Annotated in this window: 22 protein-coding genes and 2 pseudogenes; 4 read left to right on the top strand and 20 right to left on the bottom strand. The window is 30.9% G+C overall.

Features of this window, described 5'->3' with window-relative positions; genetic code table 11:
- Positions 1 to 2: 2 nt before the first annotated feature.
- From GFJ36_RS12420 to GFJ36_RS12355, 14 genes and pseudogenes are all read right to left on the bottom strand, one after another.
- Positions 3 to 1,193 carry an XkdF-like putative serine protease domain-containing protein gene (locus GFJ36_RS12420; RefSeq protein ID WP_098230542.1) on the bottom strand — a complete coding sequence of 397 codons (1,191 nt, stop codon included), beginning with the start codon at positions 1,191 to 1,193 and terminating at the stop codon, positions 3 to 5.
- 28 nt (positions 1,194 to 1,221) lie between these two features.
- Positions 1,222 to 2,562 carry a phage portal protein gene (locus GFJ36_RS12415; RefSeq protein ID WP_098230541.1) on the bottom strand — a complete coding sequence of 447 codons (1,341 nt, stop codon included), beginning with the start codon at positions 2,560 to 2,562 and terminating at the stop codon, positions 1,222 to 1,224.
- A 93-nt stretch (positions 2,563 to 2,655) separates the two neighbouring features.
- Complete coding sequence (gene terL, locus GFJ36_RS12410; protein WP_242015981.1) at positions 2,656 to 3,903, bottom strand: phage terminase large subunit; 1,248 nt, start codon at positions 3,901 to 3,903, stop codon at positions 2,656 to 2,658.
- Positions 3,904 to 4,098: 195 nt separating this feature from the next.
- A complete protein-coding gene (locus GFJ36_RS12405; protein WP_098230539.1) occupies positions 4,099 to 4,584 on the bottom strand; it encodes a hypothetical protein in 486 nt (161 codons plus the stop codon).
- A gap of 17 nt (positions 4,585 to 4,601) precedes the next feature.
- Entirely contained in the window at positions 4,602 to 4,787 is a 186-nt protein-coding gene (locus tag GFJ36_RS12400) for a hypothetical protein (protein ID WP_000892958.1), read from the bottom strand.
- 501 nt (positions 4,788 to 5,288) lie between these two features.
- Positions 5,289 to 5,789 carry a sigma-70 family RNA polymerase sigma factor gene (locus GFJ36_RS12395; protein WP_098230537.1) on the bottom strand — a complete coding sequence of 167 codons (501 nt, stop codon included), beginning with the start codon at positions 5,787 to 5,789 and terminating at the stop codon, positions 5,289 to 5,291.
- 269 nt (positions 5,790 to 6,058) lie between these two features.
- Positions 6,059 to 6,439, bottom strand: coding sequence for an ArpU family phage packaging/lysis transcriptional regulator (locus GFJ36_RS12390; RefSeq protein ID WP_098230536.1), 381 nt, complete (start codon positions 6,437 to 6,439; stop codon positions 6,059 to 6,061).
- Positions 6,440 to 6,513: 74 nt separating this feature from the next.
- Positions 6,514 to 6,693: a Fur-regulated basic protein FbpA gene (locus tag GFJ36_RS12385; RefSeq protein ID WP_098230535.1), complete on the bottom strand. Its 180-nt coding sequence runs from the start codon at positions 6,691 to 6,693 to the stop codon at positions 6,514 to 6,516.
- A 4-nt stretch (positions 6,694 to 6,697) separates the two neighbouring features.
- Positions 6,698 to 7,312, bottom strand: a complete 615-nt coding sequence (locus GFJ36_RS12380) for a hypothetical protein (RefSeq protein ID WP_098230534.1) — start codon at positions 7,310 to 7,312, stop codon at positions 6,698 to 6,700.
- A gap of 235 nt (positions 7,313 to 7,547) precedes the next feature.
- Complete coding sequence (locus GFJ36_RS12375) at positions 7,548 to 8,378, bottom strand: ATP-binding protein (protein WP_098230533.1); 831 nt, start codon at positions 8,376 to 8,378, stop codon at positions 7,548 to 7,550.
- Positions 8,314 to 9,078, bottom strand: a complete 765-nt coding sequence (locus GFJ36_RS12370; protein ID WP_098230532.1) for a conserved phage C-terminal domain-containing protein — start codon at positions 9,076 to 9,078, stop codon at positions 8,314 to 8,316. Before GFJ36_RS12370 ends, GFJ36_RS12375 begins: the two co-directional genes overlap by 65 nt.
- Before the next feature lie 79 nt (positions 9,079 to 9,157).
- Positions 9,158 to 9,442 (bottom strand): hypothetical protein, encoded by a 285-nt coding sequence (locus GFJ36_RS12365; RefSeq protein ID WP_098230531.1) that lies wholly within the window; start codon positions 9,440 to 9,442, stop codon positions 9,158 to 9,160.
- 68 nt (positions 9,443 to 9,510) lie between these two features.
- Positions 9,511 to 9,775 (bottom strand): annotated as a pseudogene (locus tag GFJ36_RS12360) (group-specific protein).
- A gap of 184 nt (positions 9,776 to 9,959) precedes the next feature.
- Positions 9,960 to 10,166 (bottom strand): helix-turn-helix transcriptional regulator, encoded by a 207-nt coding sequence (locus GFJ36_RS12355; RefSeq protein WP_000549412.1) that lies wholly within the window; start codon positions 10,164 to 10,166, stop codon positions 9,960 to 9,962.
- A gap of 138 nt (positions 10,167 to 10,304) precedes the next feature.
- Here GFJ36_RS12355 and GFJ36_RS12350 point away from each other — a divergent pair, with 138 nt between their 5' ends.
- On the top strand, positions 10,305 to 10,949 hold the full coding sequence (locus tag GFJ36_RS12350) for a LexA family protein (RefSeq protein WP_098230530.1): 645 nt from the start codon (positions 10,305 to 10,307) through the stop codon (positions 10,947 to 10,949).
- Positions 10,950 to 11,178: 229 nt separating this feature from the next.
- Positions 11,179 to 12,246, top strand: a pseudogene (locus tag GFJ36_RS12345) (right-handed parallel beta-helix repeat-containing protein).
- A 273-nt stretch (positions 12,247 to 12,519) separates the two neighbouring features.
- Here the strand turns inward: GFJ36_RS12345 and GFJ36_RS12340 are convergent.
- The 3 genes from GFJ36_RS12340 to GFJ36_RS12330 form a co-directional block, all read right to left on the bottom strand.
- Entirely contained in the window at positions 12,520 to 12,813 is a 294-nt protein-coding gene (locus GFJ36_RS12340; protein ID WP_002204138.1) for a hypothetical protein, read from the bottom strand.
- Between the two features lie 4 nt (positions 12,814 to 12,817).
- Positions 12,818 to 13,018, bottom strand: a complete 201-nt coding sequence (locus GFJ36_RS12335) for a helix-turn-helix transcriptional regulator (RefSeq protein WP_000933886.1) — start codon at positions 13,016 to 13,018, stop codon at positions 12,818 to 12,820.
- 188 nt (positions 13,019 to 13,206) lie between these two features.
- Complete coding sequence (locus tag GFJ36_RS12330; protein WP_098230529.1) at positions 13,207 to 13,632, bottom strand: HD domain-containing protein; 426 nt, start codon at positions 13,630 to 13,632, stop codon at positions 13,207 to 13,209.
- A 650-nt stretch (positions 13,633 to 14,282) separates the two neighbouring features.
- Here GFJ36_RS12330 and GFJ36_RS12325 point away from each other — a divergent pair.
- Together GFJ36_RS12325 and GFJ36_RS12320 are read left to right on the top strand one after the other, a co-directional pair.
- Complete coding sequence (locus tag GFJ36_RS12325) at positions 14,283 to 14,648, top strand: hypothetical protein (protein WP_098230528.1); 366 nt, start codon at positions 14,283 to 14,285, stop codon at positions 14,646 to 14,648.
- 138 nt (positions 14,649 to 14,786) lie between these two features.
- Positions 14,787 to 15,059, top strand: a complete 273-nt coding sequence (locus tag GFJ36_RS12320; protein WP_001043941.1) for an HU family DNA-binding protein — start codon at positions 14,787 to 14,789, stop codon at positions 15,057 to 15,059.
- A 447-nt stretch (positions 15,060 to 15,506) separates the two neighbouring features.
- Here the strand turns inward: GFJ36_RS12320 and GFJ36_RS12315 are convergent, their stop codons facing one another.
- The 3 genes from GFJ36_RS12315 to GFJ36_RS12305 form a co-directional block, all read right to left on the bottom strand.
- Complete coding sequence (locus GFJ36_RS12315; RefSeq protein ID WP_097862630.1) at positions 15,507 to 15,794, bottom strand: hypothetical protein; 288 nt, start codon at positions 15,792 to 15,794, stop codon at positions 15,507 to 15,509.
- 34 nt (positions 15,795 to 15,828) lie between these two features.
- Positions 15,829 to 17,538: an ABC transporter ATP-binding protein gene (locus GFJ36_RS12310; RefSeq protein WP_098230527.1), complete on the bottom strand. Its 1,710-nt coding sequence runs from the start codon at positions 17,536 to 17,538 to the stop codon at positions 15,829 to 15,831.
- 164 nt (positions 17,539 to 17,702) lie between these two features.
- A complete protein-coding gene (locus GFJ36_RS12305) occupies positions 17,703 to 19,091 on the bottom strand; it encodes a PqqD family peptide modification chaperone (protein WP_098230526.1) in 1,389 nt (462 codons plus the stop codon).
- Positions 19,092 to 19,295: the final 204 nt, after the last annotated feature.

The following is a 19,295-nucleotide window of genomic DNA, read 5'->3' as shown; positions in this document are numbered from 1 at the left end:
CTTTATAGATCTAATCCTACCCATTTATTTACTGGTTTTCTCATCTCGTTTGTTGGTTTGGCATCAGCACCAAGACTTTTACGAACTTGTGCTGATCGCTCAATTACTTCAAGTCTCTTTGAAATGGGATCTATTACCTTCTGAATAAATTCACTTGTCTTTTTAGATTCTCTGTCATTTTCTAATTCATTAGTATCATGAGTTAATTCAAGTTCTTTATTTAACTGTTCTTCCAACTCCTGTAACCTCTCGAGAAAAGGACCCATTTCTCTCTTTACAATGTCTGCAATTTCATCTGAATTTTGATCTGCGTTTTTTTGTAACTTATTTTCTTTAATTTGGTTCATCAAAGAAATCATTTCATCAAATTTTTCATCATTTTTCTTATATAAGATTGTGCCTGCTTTATTCATGGAGTTAATTGTAATATCTTCCGGCGAGAAATCTGTATCACCACCCTTCATTGTATTTAAAATGTCCTTCATTTCATCTAAGGTGGAATCCATCCGCTTAATATCTACATTTCCCTCCCAAATCCCAACATAAAATACATCTTCAAACAAATTAAATACCTTTTGCATCTTAGAGTTTTGTTTATTATTTAATGACTGATTATCCATCTCCTGAGTTTGTTCCTCGTCATAATGTGACTTAAAAAAACTAAACATCTTACGAATTACACCTTTCTCATCTTGTGTAAACTCATCCATTTGTGGCATCTCCATTCTTTCTCCAACCCCTCCCATCGAAAAGCCTGTGATTTTCCCTTTTTTGATCTCTTTCCATGTTTCACTATCGTCTACTCGAACAGTCATAAGCCATGTTCCTTTTTTAATATTCTGTTTCCCAACAACCGTATTATTTTTAGAAATCCAGCTTTCTACTACTGTTCCTTTTCCTGCCAACTCGTCATGGTTTTTATCTATGTATCTATATTTCTCTAAAAAATTATAAGCCGCTCTTTCAATTTCTTCGGCCGTCATGATATCACCATGTGCATCTTCTATATTTGGTTCATAAACAACCCCTGTTACAAGCTGTTTTTCATCTTCCCTCTTTAAAATAGGAACATTTTTCAAAACATTAGAGCTATTCATGTTCATACCCTTCATAATTGCAAATGGCCTACCATTAGCCCCCTTTGTTACTAATGAAACATAACTAATTTCTACATTTTTCAATTCATTTGGCATAATATATTCCTACTTTCTAGCAAGACTACTAAATCGAATTTGAATCTTCATTTAAAAATTTATCTCCTTCTAGAACTGGTTCGTATCCAATAACTTTTCGGCATTCATTTCTTGTTAATATACTCTTTTCGTATCCATCTATTGCATATTGCATATCACTTGCTCGATCATCTGTATCAATTTCATTTAATTGAAACTGCCAGTCCAATTCCCCCAACGTTTCTGTAAACTCTTTAAATAATTGTGTATTTAATCGATGTTCTAAAATTTGTTGACCTGGTTCAATAATTGATCTTTTATACATTTCATTCATTTCTTTTGCTGTCGTCTGTCCAAGTGATCCTGTCATAGCCCAACCAATTCTATATGGTGGCACTCGATGAGCTACACAAATTTCCATAGCATTATCTTGGCGATATAAACGAAAGCTCGCTTCTTTGACATCAGGCCCTAATTTCTCTAAGCGAGCTTTTGCCCCTTCAGGGACAGGAACAACTGCTAACTTATGATGTTCTCCTTTGGTTTCGACAGAGAAAAATGTTTTTAATTCTCTTTCAACTGAATCATCTATTTCATCAACACCCTCAACAAACAAAACAGCATCTGGAATTGTTTTACCAGTAAAATAATTAATATTGTAATCTCTTACAGCTTGTGATCCTACAATGGAACCAATGGAACTCACATAATCCGGAATACCATAGTATGATGATCTAGAACCAAATTTACGAATTACAATAACTTCACCAGCTTTTTCTTCAGTGTCTAATAACGAGTTTTCATCTAAGCTATCACTAATCATTTCTCCATCTACTAACCTAAAATCAGATGGATAACTAAATCTCTTAAACCATCTCTCCTCGTTATTTACAATCTGTGCAAATCGAATCTTATCTTTATGCGCACGTACCGTATGTGCTGGAATATGGTGAATCTGCGCTGGTTCCCCTTTCAAATTACGAACAACCTCTATAATTCCCCAACCTACAGTTTCATAATCCTCCCAAACTGCCCTAAGTATTTCGCTACTTGTCATTTCATTGTTGCAATATCTCATAAAACGCTTTAATTCTTTATATTGTTCTTGATTTGCCTCTGTCACTTCATCTAGCGGTGCAAAATCAAATCCCATACCAGCAATATCATTTACTTTTGCACTAATACATGCCGAGTGAATAGGGTTACTTTCTCTCAAATTTAATAATACTTGCATATCATATGGAGGCTTCACTAGTTCTTTATCACCGTACACTTGTGCAAATGGATCAATTGTCATTTGTTTGCTTTGAAGTTCCTCATCACGTAAAGCCATCTCACGACTTTGTAATTTAAGTACCTTCACATTTTTAATTGCTTTTTTCTCAACCATAAGATTTATGCCTCCTTTCATATACAAATCATTTATTCAATGTTTTTCATAAAAACTTTACCAATATAAAAAAACTGAACATTACATGTTCAGCTAAACTCTTTTTATTTTTCCACCCATTACTTTTTTTTGCTTAGTAAAAAAGTATTCTAAGGCTTGTGACGTTGTATCTACTTGATCATTATGCTTACCAGATGGGAAAGAAGCTAATTCATCTATATAATCATATACCCAAGATTGTATTTTAGGATTAGGTATATATACATTTCCAGATTGAAATTCAGGGGATATCGCCTCAGCACGTGTTTCTTTTGAACCCTGTGGATTTATAGGAATAATACCACTTATTTCATTCTTCAATGAACTAATAATCGCTGGGCCATTTGCTTTTTTTTCAACTAATTTCGGAATGGACTTTTTAAACCCAGAATTCCGAAGGATCGACTCATATTTATGATGAAAAACAACAAATGCTTTCTTTGTTTCAAGGAAATTCATTTGCGCCCTCACTTGATCAATTAAATATTTGTCTCCATCTATTTTCCCCCAGATCTGTCCAACCACAAATGAACTTTTATTTGTGGTGTTATCAAAAGCCATATCCCAGGAAGTAATAATTTGATCAAATTGTTCCCAATTTGGTAATACATCATAATGTTGAAACCAGTTCCTTTTAAAAATATTCCCTATATCACTTGATGGTTTTTGTTGCCATAATGATAACCATGAACGTGCAGAGGAAAACTTCTTTTTATCTTCATAATAATTTTGGCCATAGTGTTCAACCCATAAGCCTCTTCCTATTTCTCTGTTCAATGGATCATCCCTTGACTCTGCTATAGCAGGAATTGATAACACAGTCCATTTTTCCTGTTCTTTCTCTAACAATCTACCAGCTAAATCGTCTTCATGCCATCGCGTTAAAATTAGAATTACCTTTGCACCTTTTTGTAAACGTGTAGATAAAGTATCTTCCCATTCATCCCATAGTCGATTTCGGTATGTAATTGATTCGGCCTCTTGGCGATTTTTAATAGGGTCATCAATAATTAACAAATCTGCTCCTTCCCCTGTAATTGAACCACCAACTCCTACAGACAACATTCCACCAGAGTGGTTATGTAATGCCCAATCTGTTACGGAACCTTGCCGCTCATCAATTCTAATGTTAAATATTTCTTTACCAAACTCTTCAATCTTAGCACGATTTCTTCTACCAAACTTTTCAGCTAAACTTGATGCATAAGATACCTCTATAACTCTCTTATTTGGGTAATTTCCTAAATACCAACTTGGCAATGTTTCTGTTATAGACTGTGATTTTGAATGCCTAGGTGGCATAAATACCATTAATCTATTAGTCGATAATTTTTCTTCAATTAAATCTTGGCAAATCTTTGTTATTAATTTTGTGTGCTTTGCATGTTTATAGAATCCCTTATGTGTATACTGAACATAGAAAGGGGTAGTTCACTTTTGCCAATTCCTTAAATGTATTTTCATCTATTAACTTATGCACATTCATCCGTTTCATGATTATAATTCTCCTCCTTGAACTTTCTCAAATAATTTCATAGCTAAATCAAGCATTTCCTCATCACACCCAATTTTCATGGCCATTTTATTATGCTCTACTTTCATTTCTCCTGAATGATTTACGTTTGCTTGCAATTGATCTTTCCTTCCCCATTTAGTTGGGAATTTTCTTTCTAATCTCCATGCTGCCGCTTTCCAATTAGATTTTGCATGCTCCCCGATTGTCTCAACGTCTCTCGCCTCACTAAATGCTAATGCCTGATCAATTTCCATGACTAACTTCACATAAATCTTATCTTTTCTCGGTACTACTTCACCTGTCTTTTCACTCGTTTCAATTGCTCTACGCCCTTGCTTTAACCAAACATAAACTATACTTCTACTAATTCCAACTAACGCACATGCGGTTTCAATATAATTCCCTACTTTAATATATTGGGTCAACCTATTTATCAGCTCATCATTCAATTTCATTGGTCGCGCCACTAGCAGTCCCTCCCGTTTTAACTCATCATTTGTACTTCTTTTTCTAAACACTCAATACATATTGTTGTTATATTGTCGTCAACTACCTCACGAATAAACATTTGTTCACAATACTGAATTGTGATTGGAAATTTCAAAACCCACAAACATTTTTCAAGGCAAATTGAACATATTGGCATTGTATCTATATCTTGTTCTAACATCTAATCGCATCCTTCTGTAGTTTTTCATGTACTACTGCCTATTTTGTAGTAAATAAAAAGATGCCGTTATTTTTAACGTATTCCCCGAAAGAATTCTCCTTCCTCAAGCGTGTGAAGGACGTAGCCCAACGATAGGTGGGAGATGAATTTCGGTTTGGCATAGCCAAAAACTTTTGATAAATTAGCTATATGAAGTTCTTTGATAACTTGATATAGAAGGTTGCAGGAAGAAAATAGAGTGCGAAAACCAAGCCATTCGGTTCCTGCGTAAAATATCAACCGTACCAAAAGAGCGTCCATGCGTTAGACATCTAGGGGTGGAACACCCCGAAGTAACGCTCAGGGAGACGAAAGGTTACTTTCGTCGTGGAACTGAGAAGCTCCCACTTCAAGCTTTGCTCAGTGGCGAGTAGTTCACATTTCATTTAAACTTATATTATTACTTTCTATTTATAGGTGGCACTATGGTGACAAGAATGTGTTTGTAAATAAGAAAAAGCCTTAACTACTTTCGCAGAAAAGACTTTTTCTTACTTGTTTAGCAATTTTTATTTCAGATCTATATAGAATCGTTTTAATTGTACTTCTTGAAACATTCAAATATTTAGCGATTTTCTCTTGTGTAATTCCCCTTCCTCTTGACATGATATATATTTCTCTTTCATATTTTGTCAAAGTAGAGAGCGCATCTTCTAGTTTTATTCTTTCCCATTCTGAAATGACACTTTCCTTGTTTTCATCATCCCATTCATATGTTGTATCAGTACTACGAAAATACCTTTGCATTAACAAGGAATCATATGATTTTTCTCGTTGGTAAGCAGCTCTACGTTCTATTCCCCGGCGATTACCCGGCATCTTTGCATTCTTCATCCACTCCAAAGCATATGTGACATCACTAATCATACTTGTTAATATTTTAATCTCTTCTTCTTTTGCACTTATTTTGGCACGTTCTAACTTACATAACGTTTCCTTATATTGGACAATTAAATCACGCATATACTATTCCCACCCTTATAACAAAGCAAAATTGTTAAAAATAGAGACCATCTAAATCTACATTTAATTTCCATTTAGTTTTTCTCACCAAAAAACTAAAATTATTAAAAAAATCTTCCTTAATACTATTTATCATTGCTACTTTGTACTTATATGATATGTGTATATAACGATTCATTTTTATCTCTTTTTCATCATTTTTTTACACAAAAATAACCACCTGCTTGTTACACAGGTGGTTATAATCCATATTAAAAACTTATTCATTATTAGTAATCTTTACACTCCTCAACCTCAATCCCTAATGCATATGCATAGTTGTAAAAAGCAGTATTTCTTTTTCTATAATAATCTCCCTCGGATAAATTCAGCTCTTTCATAATCTCATATCTATTAACTCGATTCTTTAACAAGTATTTTTGAATAATTATTCTATCACTTTCAATATCTAGTTTTTCTAACCCTTTGTTCATCGCAATAATATAATTGATCCGCTCTTCTTTCGCATTTTCTTTTAATATATTTTCTTTCGAGAGTATCGTTTCGTTAAGATAATTACATTTCATAAATAACCTGTATTTCTTTATAGCTTTCAGTACATTTTCTTTTGTGGCTTCTTTATTTAATACTGGTAATTCTATATTTAACATGTCAAGCTCCTTTCTTATTATTTATCCTTAATCATAATTTGAATTTCATATATCAAGATCATTACAATGATTTGCTATTGAGGCTTACATTCTTTATGTACTATTTCATACATTGCATTGCTAATATTTATTTTCTTATCCTTATGATTTTCGATTAATTTTATTAACTCATCACTATTTAATTCGTATAATTGTTTATCTTTATATTTATAAATTCCATTTTCTATAAGTTGATTAATTAAAAATAACTTCATCTTGTTACACCACCATATCTTCAACGAAAAATTGAATCTCAATATCTTTTGAATTATGATAACAAATTTCTCCCCCATTAATCGGAACACATCCTACTACAATTTGAGATTCACTTCCACTTTTTACAATAGCCACTTTATACAATTTATTATCTCTTTCAACTACATCACCAAGTCTAAACTCATCTATTTTACGCCCTTTGATAGCGAATAATTTTGCCCGTTCAAATAATAATTTTTCACTTTTTTCAGCTTTCCTAATTTTTATTTTCGTACTCTTTTCAAAATGACCATAATTATTAGAGAACTCCTCTCCATTAATCCAGAACCAACTACCATGCTTTATTTCTCTTTCATTTTCTTTACAAAATTCAACGATGAATTTTTCACTTTTTTCATTTTCAATATACAATAATTCTCCTTTTCGAATAGTTTCTCTACAATCTATAAATTCATTCTCAAAAAAGAAATTAATTTGTTGATAACTTTCTTTTTTACCTAAATAATCAGCAATTACTCTTTCACCTTCTATTTTCCAACACATCGGTGTCTCTTGTACTGTTGTAATCCAATTTGTTTTCATTCGTTTAATTGCTTCAAATCCTTTATATGTTCTCATTTTCAAGATACCTCCATTTAATTATTTAAAACATATTAATAAACTTAAAAACTGCTTTCAATGTACATACGTGTAATTTCTGATCAAATGCTCTTTCCATTCCTCATATTCTTTCTTTACTTCCGAATCACTTCACTTGCTTGCTAATTAAAAGAACCGATTCATACAGTACAAATTTCTTGAACAATATGTTTTCATGTGCATCTATATTTCCTACACAATATATATTCTTTTCTTAAAAAGGTAATTTTCTCTTACGCTTATCTCTTGTTTTTTTAAATTCTATGTGTCGATATGTATTAAACATACGAGATGTAACTCTTTCATCGTACGCTTTTATAATTGCCTCACCTGTTAAATTCGTTGTAATAATTGTTTTTTTCCCTTGTCGTCCATCAAATAGTTTAAATAACACACGATTTACAAATGCTGTTGCTTTTAGATCATTAATATCCATATCCCCTAGCTCTGCTCCTAGATCATCAATGACTAATAAATCCATAGAAATTAGCATATTTGTTATGCTATGCTCTGTTTCACATGATTGCGTATTAAATGTCGAACGTATGTAATCAAAAAGTTCTGAACTTGTAACATACATAACTTTATCGGAACTTTGTTCATTCATTTCATGAGCTATAGAGTATGCAATATGACTTTTTCCAGCTCCAACTTTACCCACGAGAATCAAATTAAATCGAATATCATTTAAATAGTCTGTAAGAGCCTTTTTAGCTAAAATTAAATTGTTTTCATCCTCTTCACACTCTGATATAAATGTCGAAAATCTAGCTAATTTAATATTTTCATCTTTAATAAGACTATGATCGTAAAATATACTTTTACGTTTTCTTTCCTCTTTTTCATAACGAAAAATATTCATCTCTTTTTCTAACCTTCTATTTTCTTCTTCTAAACGACATACTGGACAAATCGTTTCACCCTGAATCTCCATCAATCTTACCATTCGCTTCCTCTCCTGATTACATATCACACATGTTTCAGAAAGGAAGTTCATTCTCTTCGAAAGACTTTGTACTATATCTGTTACTTTTGTTAAAGCCATTTGATTTCACCATCTTTCTCTGCTGCAAATATCCCTCAAATTTAGTTCCAAATAAGGTTTCTGGTCTTAAATATTTTGCCTGTTCTGTATAAAGCCATTCTTTCGCCTTCGTCTCAATAACTTCTTTAAATTCATTTATATTAAATCCCTCTTGTAGTCTAGATTTAATTAACATTTGTGTCTTTTTAGTTGAAATACGATAACTTGTATTACATACACTGTTGAGATAATTAATTATCTCTACTATATCTTTTTGAGTGGTATTCTCTGAGTTAATCTTTTGTGTAGTCTCTGGTATTGGTTGAGACATATTTTCATTTTCCATCATGACAATATGTTCTTTTCGTTGAGACAATTTGTCACAATCGTTATCTATTTCTAATTCAACTAGTCTGTTATAATTTATTGAATACCATTTTGTTTTATCAAACTTTAATTTGTTATAGTTACCACTTATCAATAAATTAAACTCTTCTAGATTTTTAACAATACGTTTCAACGTTCTTTCATTCCAAAACGGAAACTGTTTATGCCAATTTGTAATGCTATTATAGACCCAATAACGATCATCATAATAATGTTTCGAGCGCTTGAGCCAATAATGTATTTGTTGAAGAAAAATTGCCTCGTTCAACCCAATCTTACTTGCTAATCGAGGTAATACTAATAGTGGCTCATCCTGTATTAGCAAACTACTCATTTTATCTTCCTCCAGAATTTTTTCTAAAAATCAATATATTATGTTTCTTATATATTAAAAGTTTTGTTCTCCAAAACCTTTAAATTTCCCAACCTATTAATACTTTTATAGCTTGATTTGCTTGCTTCCTTGTAAGATCACTGAGTGATTGAATATTAAGTTTTTCTTTTAATTTATTTTTGATTTCCTCTTTTGATATTACTCCGTCATATTTCAATGCTATTATATGAATTTTGGCATAAATCATTTTTAACTGTTTATTCGAAAGTTTTTCCCATTCAAAGCGACTAGTATTACTAAATTCTTCATTTTCTTTAGTATTCTTGCTGACATATCCTTGTTTTTTTGTCACTTTAAAAACCAAGATTAATCCTCTCCCCTACAATAGACTTTCCTATAAAATTTGTTTTTAAGACGATAGTCTTTCTTTTCTTACACCTCATTCTCTGTTAGCCAATTTAATAAAAATGCCTTCGTTTCTTTAGCTGAAAAATACCATTTCCCGCCCACTTTTAATTTTTGAAAACGCTGATCAAAAAAGAATTCTTTTTGAATAGTATCCCACGACATGCACGTTCTTTTTTAAATCATTTGTATCCCAAAATACAAATTCTACATCCACTTCTTTAAGCTTTTCTTCTAATTTTTCTACATATAATCTTCTGATTTCTCTTTCATCTACTTGAATATTTAACATTCTATATTTACCCTCAATTTTTATATACCAAATACACTTTAGCGTTTTATTTTTTGAATCTCTTTCCTTCTTTTCTAAGTAAAAACCAATATATAAAGCGCCTTTAATAGTTGGATTATTAGATATTTAGTTTAAAATACCCCCAAAACATCCTATAATCCATATATAATTACGTGCATTTTTGTCACAAATTATTTAAAAAAAGATCAGGGAATAACTCTTCTATAGATTTCTCTAAATAGCACGATAACATATGTGCCTCTTTCAGAGTGAATTCACTTTTATTATGTTCCTTTGCCCAATATGTACGTGGAGAAACATTAAGAAAATCAGCAACTTCTTCAATAGTTTTTCTCTTTAATTTTCTTTCTAAAAATATCATTTTGTGCATTTTTGTCACCCCTTTTCAAATTCAAATATAGTACTACGTGACAAAACAGTCAAGAAATTTTTTACAAAACAACGAAGAAAGTTGCATTTTTGTCACACCAATTATATAATCAATCAAAGACGGAGGTGACAAAAAGTCATGAAATCATTCGGTTTAAAATTATCTCTATTGATGAAGAAAAATAATATGACAGACGAACAATTAGCTGAATTATTATCTGTTAGTAGAACTACTGTTTTACGGTGGAGAAATGGTGAAAGAAGCCCTAAAATGTCAAAAATATCACAAATCGCTAAGATGTTAAGTGTCCCTGCAACCTACTTTATCGATGAAAATGAATCCTATTGTCCTGAAGATCAAGCAATTGCCAAACGGGATATTCCCATTTATGGTACAATCGCAGCTGGTAAACCAATTGAAGCTATAGAAAATGTAATTGGTGATATACAGGTACCTGATATCATTTTAGATAAATATGGATTTGAAAAACTATTAGCACTTCGTATAAACGGAGACAGCATGAATAGAATTGTACATGATGGACATATAGCTGTACTTGAGAGGACAACAAATATAAATAATGGCGACATAGCCGCTGTACTTATCAACGGATATGACGCCACTTTAAAAAGAATTTACAAAACCAATAATCGAATTATCCTAGAACCAGATTCTTTTAATCCTAGTATACATCCATTAATGTTTGATTGTACAGATATAGAAAATTGCCCAGAAATAAAAGTAGTTGGAAAATACATTTGGAGTTGTGCACCAATTCAATAATATATCATCAATAAATTAAGTTATTTTTTAATAAATTTTAAAGTAAGGGGGGCTCCCCTTACTTTCTATAGGAGTAATTTATCTTGGCTAGTTTCAGAAAATTACTATTACATACTAAATAGAATAAACTGGGTATCTCACATATTAAATATTATTATTGATGCAAGATATAAACCCTGAATTTTAACTGTATAGTTTAGAAGAAATACTAAAAAAAAAGAAGAAAATGATGAACTATCAAGAAATATTCTCCTCATTAAAAAATCTTGTTTTATCTTATTACTTTCTTTCAGTATGTTAATTTTCACACTTCCAGTACCCGCCTTTGCACAATCCAATAACAATACAAATTCTGTTACAAATTACTATGTATCTCCAACAAGAAGCGACCTTAATCCCTGGTACATTAGATCAACCTTTTACTACTATTCAAAAAGCTGCTAACGTAGCTAAAGAAGAAAGTACAATCTACATAAGAGGCGGGATTTATAACCAAAAAGTTCGTGTCACTCATTCTGGTGCCTCAGGAATCCCCATTACTTTTCAAAATTACCAGGTTGAAAAAGTCATTCTCCATGGTTCTAAGGTCAAGTTACATGATAACAACAACATCGGAATTGTTCTTATTGGACATGAAGGTGTATCACCAGTAGCTTCTTTAGATCAAGCACGGAATGGAATTGTACGTAACAATATTGTCAATCATAATTCATCTATCAATAATACCAGTTATAATGAATATTCAGCTGATGGTATTTACGTGGATCGCGGGAAGGAAATTATTATTGAGCAAAATCAAAGCTATGAAAACGACCTTGGTATTGAGGTGGCAAGCGAACATGCAGGAAAAAGTGCAAGCCAAATTACCGTTAGAGACAATACAATATCCAATAATATCATGAGTGGTATTGCAATTGGTGGATATGACAGTAAGCAAGGATATGCTGAAAATAACACGATTACGAACAATGTAATTTATAAAAATGATACAAAAGATCAAGAGAGTGGCCAAATAGAATTAAATTATGATACCCGTAATAATGTAATTACCAATAACCAAATCTATGCAAGTAATAGTCGTATCTTTATTAGCAATAATTTTAGTAAAAACACAGGAAACAAGCTTGATTACAATCAATACTATGGTGAGTTCGATCAAACTAATGGCTAATGGCAATGGAAAAGAAAAACGTATAAAGGATTTTCATCTTATCAAGCGGGTATGAATCAAGAAGGAAATGAACAACATAGTGTATTTAGCAAATTGTCTCCCTCATTCAAACTTATTTTAAAATGAAGCAAGTTTACTAAAATGACTTTATCTTAGCACACTTCAAATCCCCTCCCCTATAATGGCAAGGATGAATTAAAAATTGCAATTTTTCCACGCTTATAAAAACTCTTCATTTATTCTTTAAGTACATAGGCGTATCTATAATTATATTAGTAAGCTGCGGCCAATTTCTCCTAATATTAAGTACTAATACCTCCGCAGAAATTAATCTATTATTAATTCAGGAACAAATATATTGAAAATATGACCCCTTATTTTTAGTATTTCTTTTTATATTTAATAGCTCCTTCTCCAATATGAATAAGCAACTTTTATTATCCCTAAAGAAATAAAGAAATATAAGAGGATATTCACAAATTGTTCTGCTGTAATATATTGAAGCATGTTAAGGAGAAATAATATAACTATTCCCAGATAAAGAGTATTATATAAAAAATTAGTAGTTTTATACTGAATATCTAAACCTCTCTCATCTCTTGCCTCTTGGCTTTTTTGAAATTTAAACATATATAATTCACTTAAGCATGATAAAACTATAATAATAATTACAGCATACTTTATAAATTCCATTTGTTTATTCCTCCTTAAATTCGAAAACTTCCTCTAACGGTTTTCCAAAAGCTTGGGCTATTTTAAATGCAAGAATTAAAGAGGGATTATATTTATTCCTTTCCATAGAAGCGATAGTCTGTCGACTAGCACCTACTCTCTCTCCTAAATCTTGCTGTGTCCAACCTTTTTCGGCACGGCAGACAACTATCCGGTTGTTTAACAACTACCCCCACCTCCTACAAACACTTTATCCTAATTTTAACATTTTGTATATAATTTTTAACATTTTGTATATTAGTTTTTACATTTTGTTAAAAATTATATACAAGGATCATTTAATATTTGCATGAAGTAATTTCTTTAAACAATTAGTATTCTAGAAAATTGCTACTAAAGAAGTTACTGTTTCTTTTATTCCTCTAAAAACTGAATCGCTTTACGATACTTCTCCAACCGTTTTAAGTCTTTATCTGTTATCCTAGCAAGTCGTGAGCGGTCAGAATTATGTTTTAAGTCTGCAAGTTTGACAGTACGGGCAAGAGAATTTTCTTTCACTTTGCTCAGATACTCAAAATAAGGCGTGTATTTCTCTTTTGTCAGTACCTGCACTGCCTCAACTATATTATGAGGTATACCAGCACTTAACAGATCATTAGCAGTTATCTCAGTATCTTCCAGAACATCATGCAAATAAGCAGTAGCTTTCTCTTCATTCGTATTTACAAAGCTAGCAACTTTCTCAGGGTGTTTGATGTAGTCAATTCCTGCTTTATCCACTTGTCCATCATGGGCAGTTTTAGCTATCTCATGAGCTATCTCTATATAATAAGGTATCATCGCAAAAGCTCACTTTCTATTATCATTTATCAGTACTGTATTCAATAATTTCTTCGGTTATTTTTACACAATGAAACACAATAAGCAAGTGTAAAAATAAAAAACGCCTTCCTTTCCCTTCTCCTATGAATCTACAAAAAAATCCATTTAAAAAATAGAATATGATCCCATGATTAAGCATGCTGATTTACTCCATACAGAAATGAAACAACAAATAAAACGTGTCTCAGAGGCTTCTAAAGAACATCAAAAAGAATATAAAAAAATGTATGAAGAAATAAAAAGGCTCAAGGAAGTATCAAGATAGCAATTACCGATGAAATTAAAAGTAATTTAAACAGATTGAAGAATCTACAACAAAAACTAATAAAGCAAAAGTAAACAACATATAGATTTGAATTATATTTCTCAACAACCAAAATTACTTAACGTGGTAAAATAAAAATTGGATTGGCATCCAATACCATATCACGATGGTTCAAGTCGCAGGAAGGCACCTTAGGGTGTCTTTTCTTTTGTTTGAAACACATTCTGCCAAAATACCTGTATCTTTGTTGAATTACGACTCATATACTCCAACAAACTTCGTATATATAATTTGTTACCCTAAATGGGTTGACAATACGAACAGTTATAGGAGGATTTTGTGAATGGTAAAAACAGCTTGTGTAAGTATGATTACTGGGATTCTTTTAATATGTTCAACAGGATGTGCCACTCAAACTGATTCTTTTACTGCTAAAACTCAGTCAATAGATGATGGGACATATACAACAAAAGAAATCACAGACGCATTTCCTGTAGGAACACCCATAACTACTTACATTCAAAAAGAAGAAAAACTGAACGTAAAACATCTCACCAGTATTACACTTACAGATGGTGGCGTCGGTAGAGTTCTGGAAGCAACAGATGGTTTTGTTATCGTATGTGGGAATGAAAAAGGAGTTTTTGATGTGTTAATATTTAAAACCATGGAAGATGTAAAGAAATATGAACAGAGTTTAAAGGGATAATTAATATCCTTCTTATGCCTTTTACACAGACATTGTCCTCTTGCTCTTGCTATGGCTTTTTCTAAGTACAGTATAATTGCGTCATGAATACACACACGTTATAATAGTCACCTAATTACATATTAAGAGGTGCAGAAAATGAATAAAACAGAATTAACAAAAGTAGTAGCAGAAAAAGCTGAACTTACACAAAAAGATGCTGCTGCAGCAACACAAGCGTTATTAGATACAATAACAAATGCGTTAGCAAATGGAGAGAAAGTACAGATTCTTGGTTTTGGTACATTTGAAGTACGTGAAAGATCTGCACGTACAGGACGTAACCCACAAACAGGTGAAGAAATGCAAATCGCAGCTTCAAAAGCACCTGCTTTTAAAGCTGGAAAAGAATTAAAAGAGGCAGTGAAATAATTATATATATTGAAAAGGGTTTGATATTTATATCAGGACCCTTTCAATAGCCTTTTTGTTCATAAATCAAAAAAGTATCATCCAACATATATTAGATGATACCTCCTTTCCCATCTACTTACTGGGCTGTTACCCTTCTCGCTCCTTGAGGAAGGAGTCTTCTTGGCAAAAATGATAAAAAGAAACATATACCTGCAGAAAATAAGAGGTTATGTTTCTTCTTTGATATAGTGTGTAAGATATACAAAATTAGAGTATATTTAGTACAAATAATCATTGATTTGTACTAGACTTCCCTCATTTGGCATTAGAAATTGAAATAGATGAGAATAGATTTGGAATGTTATTTTCAAAAGCTCCATTAGTAGATGCTATATTATTGGTATACAATATACATCCCTCTTTTGAGTCTTGAAATCTTAAAAATAAATAAAATTTAGATGTTAGCTATGTTTCTGAAGTATACAATGTGACCATTCCATGTGTTCTATTTTCACTTGATATAATTAATTTGGTAATATTCTTAGGCGTAAATTGATATATAGAAATAGTTGGACCAGGATTATTAGATTTAAAGTGAATAACTTGTTCATTATCAATAAAACCTTGAATATAGCTTTCACTTCCTTCAAAAAATTGAAAATGAGCTGACACTGATATAATCTCGCCAGTGTTCTCAAATAAAACTATTGAATTTCTATATGTATCAAAATTAATAAGTTTCATTTTTGGCATAATTAGGATGCTCCCTTCTATGAAAGCACTATGATTAAAGTATATTATCATTCACAGCATTTCTTTTATTACCATGTGTAAGTTCTAATGTTTTATTGAGAAAATACAAGCCATCTTGCTGATGTGAAATCATAATTAATATATTACAAATATTGCAATTTTGAAGTATCTCATACATAAGATTTCTTGTATCAATATGTAAATTAGAAGCTGCTTCATCTAATATTATTATATCCCTTTGTGTGAGGATAGCCCTTAAAAAGGCTATAAATTGTGCTTGACCTCCTGAAACACTGGAACCATCTTGTACAATTATAGTATCTAATCCATTCTCAAATCTGTTGAGATGTGATGTTAAATGATATCTTTTTATTAACTTAACTACATCTTCTTTCGTTTTATTTGTTTGTCCATATAATATGTTATCTAATATAGTTCCTTTAAACAAAAATATATTTTGTGATACTATACCTATTCTATCTCTAATACTTTCTTTATGTATTAAGTTATAGTCGATATTATTTATCAATATCTTTCCACTTTTAGGTTGATATAAACCTGTTAATAATTTTATAAAGGTAGATTTTCCTGATCCATTTATACCATCAATTAATAACTTGTCACCTTTTTCAATTTGCACGTTGAAATGATCAAATATTAAATCACTATTTTCATTATATTTAAAACAAACATCTTTAAATTCTATTGAATTAATTGGTTCTTTCATTATATTTGTAACTAGTGTATTTTCAACATCTAAATTGAAGAACTCTTTAATTCTCTTAATACTAATACACACGGGTTTTAGGGTTATATCTAAGCTACCTAAAGCTTGAGTAGTCGCAAGGAGTTTAGCCATATAAATTGAAAACGAAGTATATACCCCTATAGTAAGCTGATTTTGTAAAATTAAAATACCTGATACCAGTAATACTATTACTGTAACAAAGTTATTTGTTACTATTAAATTTTGCATAAAGAAAATAAAATGTAAACTTTGTTTTAGAGCACTTTTAATTACATCATTTAATTTAGCCTTAATCTTATTAGTTTGTATATTTTTACCGTTTAATAATTTTATATCCTCTATTCCATTTAAGGTTTCATACATTTCTGCGTTTAATACTGCCGATGACTCATATACGTTTGTGGTACTTTTTGATATCATTTTAGAAGAATACTTGGATATTACAAAATATATCGGAATAATAATTACTATGATGCCTGTAAGTTTAACACTTAAATTAAACATTATAAATAAAGCAAAGAAAAAATCGAATATACCTGAAAAAACCCTTAATAAATTTGGAGAAAATAATGCACTTACATTACCAGATTCAGCAATTCTGCTAAGAATGTAACCTTTCTCCTTCTGATTAATATAAGAAAGAGGCGCATCTATAATATTACTTATCATAGATAATCGAATCTCATTAACTACATTTTGTTGTACACGAGTAAATAAATACTCATAACCTATCGATATTAAATAGTTAATACAATAAATTAATAAGAGTATAAGAGTTGTTTTTAATAATTGATCGTAGCTTTTATTTAATAGTATAACTTTATCAATAATGTAACCAATAATATATGGTATCGGTGCGATAATCAAAGAAGCTATAACCATCCCAAGTAAACCAAAAGCTAACAAAGATTTTGTATTTTTCAAATACGGATATAAAAATAATAACTCTTTATAAGAAATTTGAATTTCATCTTGTTTATTTATCTTCTTATTCACCCTCTTTCTCCTCCTTTGTCTATTTATTATATTAATTTACGAATCAATATAATGAGGTTAATATAATTCCATAGATTTCTTGAGACCTTATCCAGACGCATCATCTATGGAATTAAATTGGTTTATCCTCAGAAACTTAACAATATTTATCTCATCCAATCATACTAATTTTGTCCTACCATTAATGGCTCCTTAATTATTTCAGGAACATGATTTTTAAACCATTTACATTTATCGCCAATTTCTTGTGCTTTTATAAAGCTTCTTAAGAAGCATGTACTACAAAAACGTTTGTTTTCACACTCTTTACATTCCTCAGAGTCCATTTGAGGTGCTTGTAAGTTAAAAAATGCATTAATGTATTTGAATTTTTCATCATAAATATCTTTAATATTCTGTTCAAAAACATTACCTATACTATTTTTCAAATCATCTAAACTATGCATAGTACACATTTTAATTTCACCATCAGGTGCAATCACAATATGTGATGTTATTGCACCACAATTCCTAATCTCAGCGCGCGCACCTTCATATAATGAAACAAATTTAGGATATTTTTTATTTATTTTCAACAATGCTTCACCATATGTATTAACATCCTCTTCATTTAAATAAAGATCGCTACATCCTAAGGCTCTTCCCATTGGTATTACTGGAGATACCCCAATACTATCAATTCCTAAATTATGTACCCATTCAGCTATATCTTCTACTTCGTGCACATTCAAATGTGTAACTATTGTGGCGATCCGCAAACGAACATCATTTTCGGCTAATTTCATTATGTTATTTTTAATTTTATGAAGTGTATTAGGAACTTTAAAGAACCAAGTCAAATAATTATCATCTAAACTATGCATATCAATCTGCACAAATGTTTTCGACTTATTTTTTATTATTATGTCCATGACTTTATCAGAAAGAGCTATACCATTGGTCAACAGTGTTATTTGAGAAAAATCCAAGTTAAGTGCATATAACAATATCTCTTTTAAATTTGGATGTACTGTTATATCACCGCCCGTAAGTTCAATTAATTTCACTCCTATATTATTTAAGTCATCTAATAATGATTTTATTTGATCTAAGCTCATTACTTTTGGCTTTACTGCTCCAAAATCTCCATAGCAATGACGACATCTTACATTACATCTGTTTGTGATTTCAATTGAAGCCACTTTTGGATATATAGTCTGTTCTTCAATTAAATTAACTGGTACATTTATAGGTTCTTCTTGCGTACCAATGTTCATATTGTAAACTTTGGATACATTATTCAAAAATGCATTTAATTTCTTTTCAATACTTATTGGATCTTCACTGTATTTTAAAGATAAGAAAGATACAACTTGTCCATATGTTTTAGTACCATCAATTAACTCAATAATTTCAGTGGCGGTTTTATTTATTGTAAATGTATTTTCGTTTTTGAGTGTGGGAGCGCTTTCGTTTGGATTTTTATGAACTACCAACATAGATTCATAATTTGATGTGAATTTTCTTATTTCTAGCTTCTCTTTCCAAAATAAATAACCATTCACTTTAATCATCTCCTATAAAATTTTAAGTAGCATTTAGTTTATGTATTACAAAAATCCCATACTCATTTTCGATAAACTTATAGGACTTATTCTTAATATAACTGTTTGTCTATAGAATAAGTCCTAATTTAATTTCAACATAAACACTCTCACATTTTAAAATTTTAACTTGCAGTACTAGCTCCTGTTGCCGCAGTAACTAGATTTAATAAC

Origin of the sequence: Bacillus sp. EE-W1 (assembly GCF_009760835.1) — a bacterium.
GTDB lineage: Bacteria > Bacillota > Bacilli > Bacillales > Bacillaceae_G > Bacillus_A > Bacillus_A wiedmannii.
This window is presented reverse-complemented; position numbering and strand designations above follow the sequence as displayed.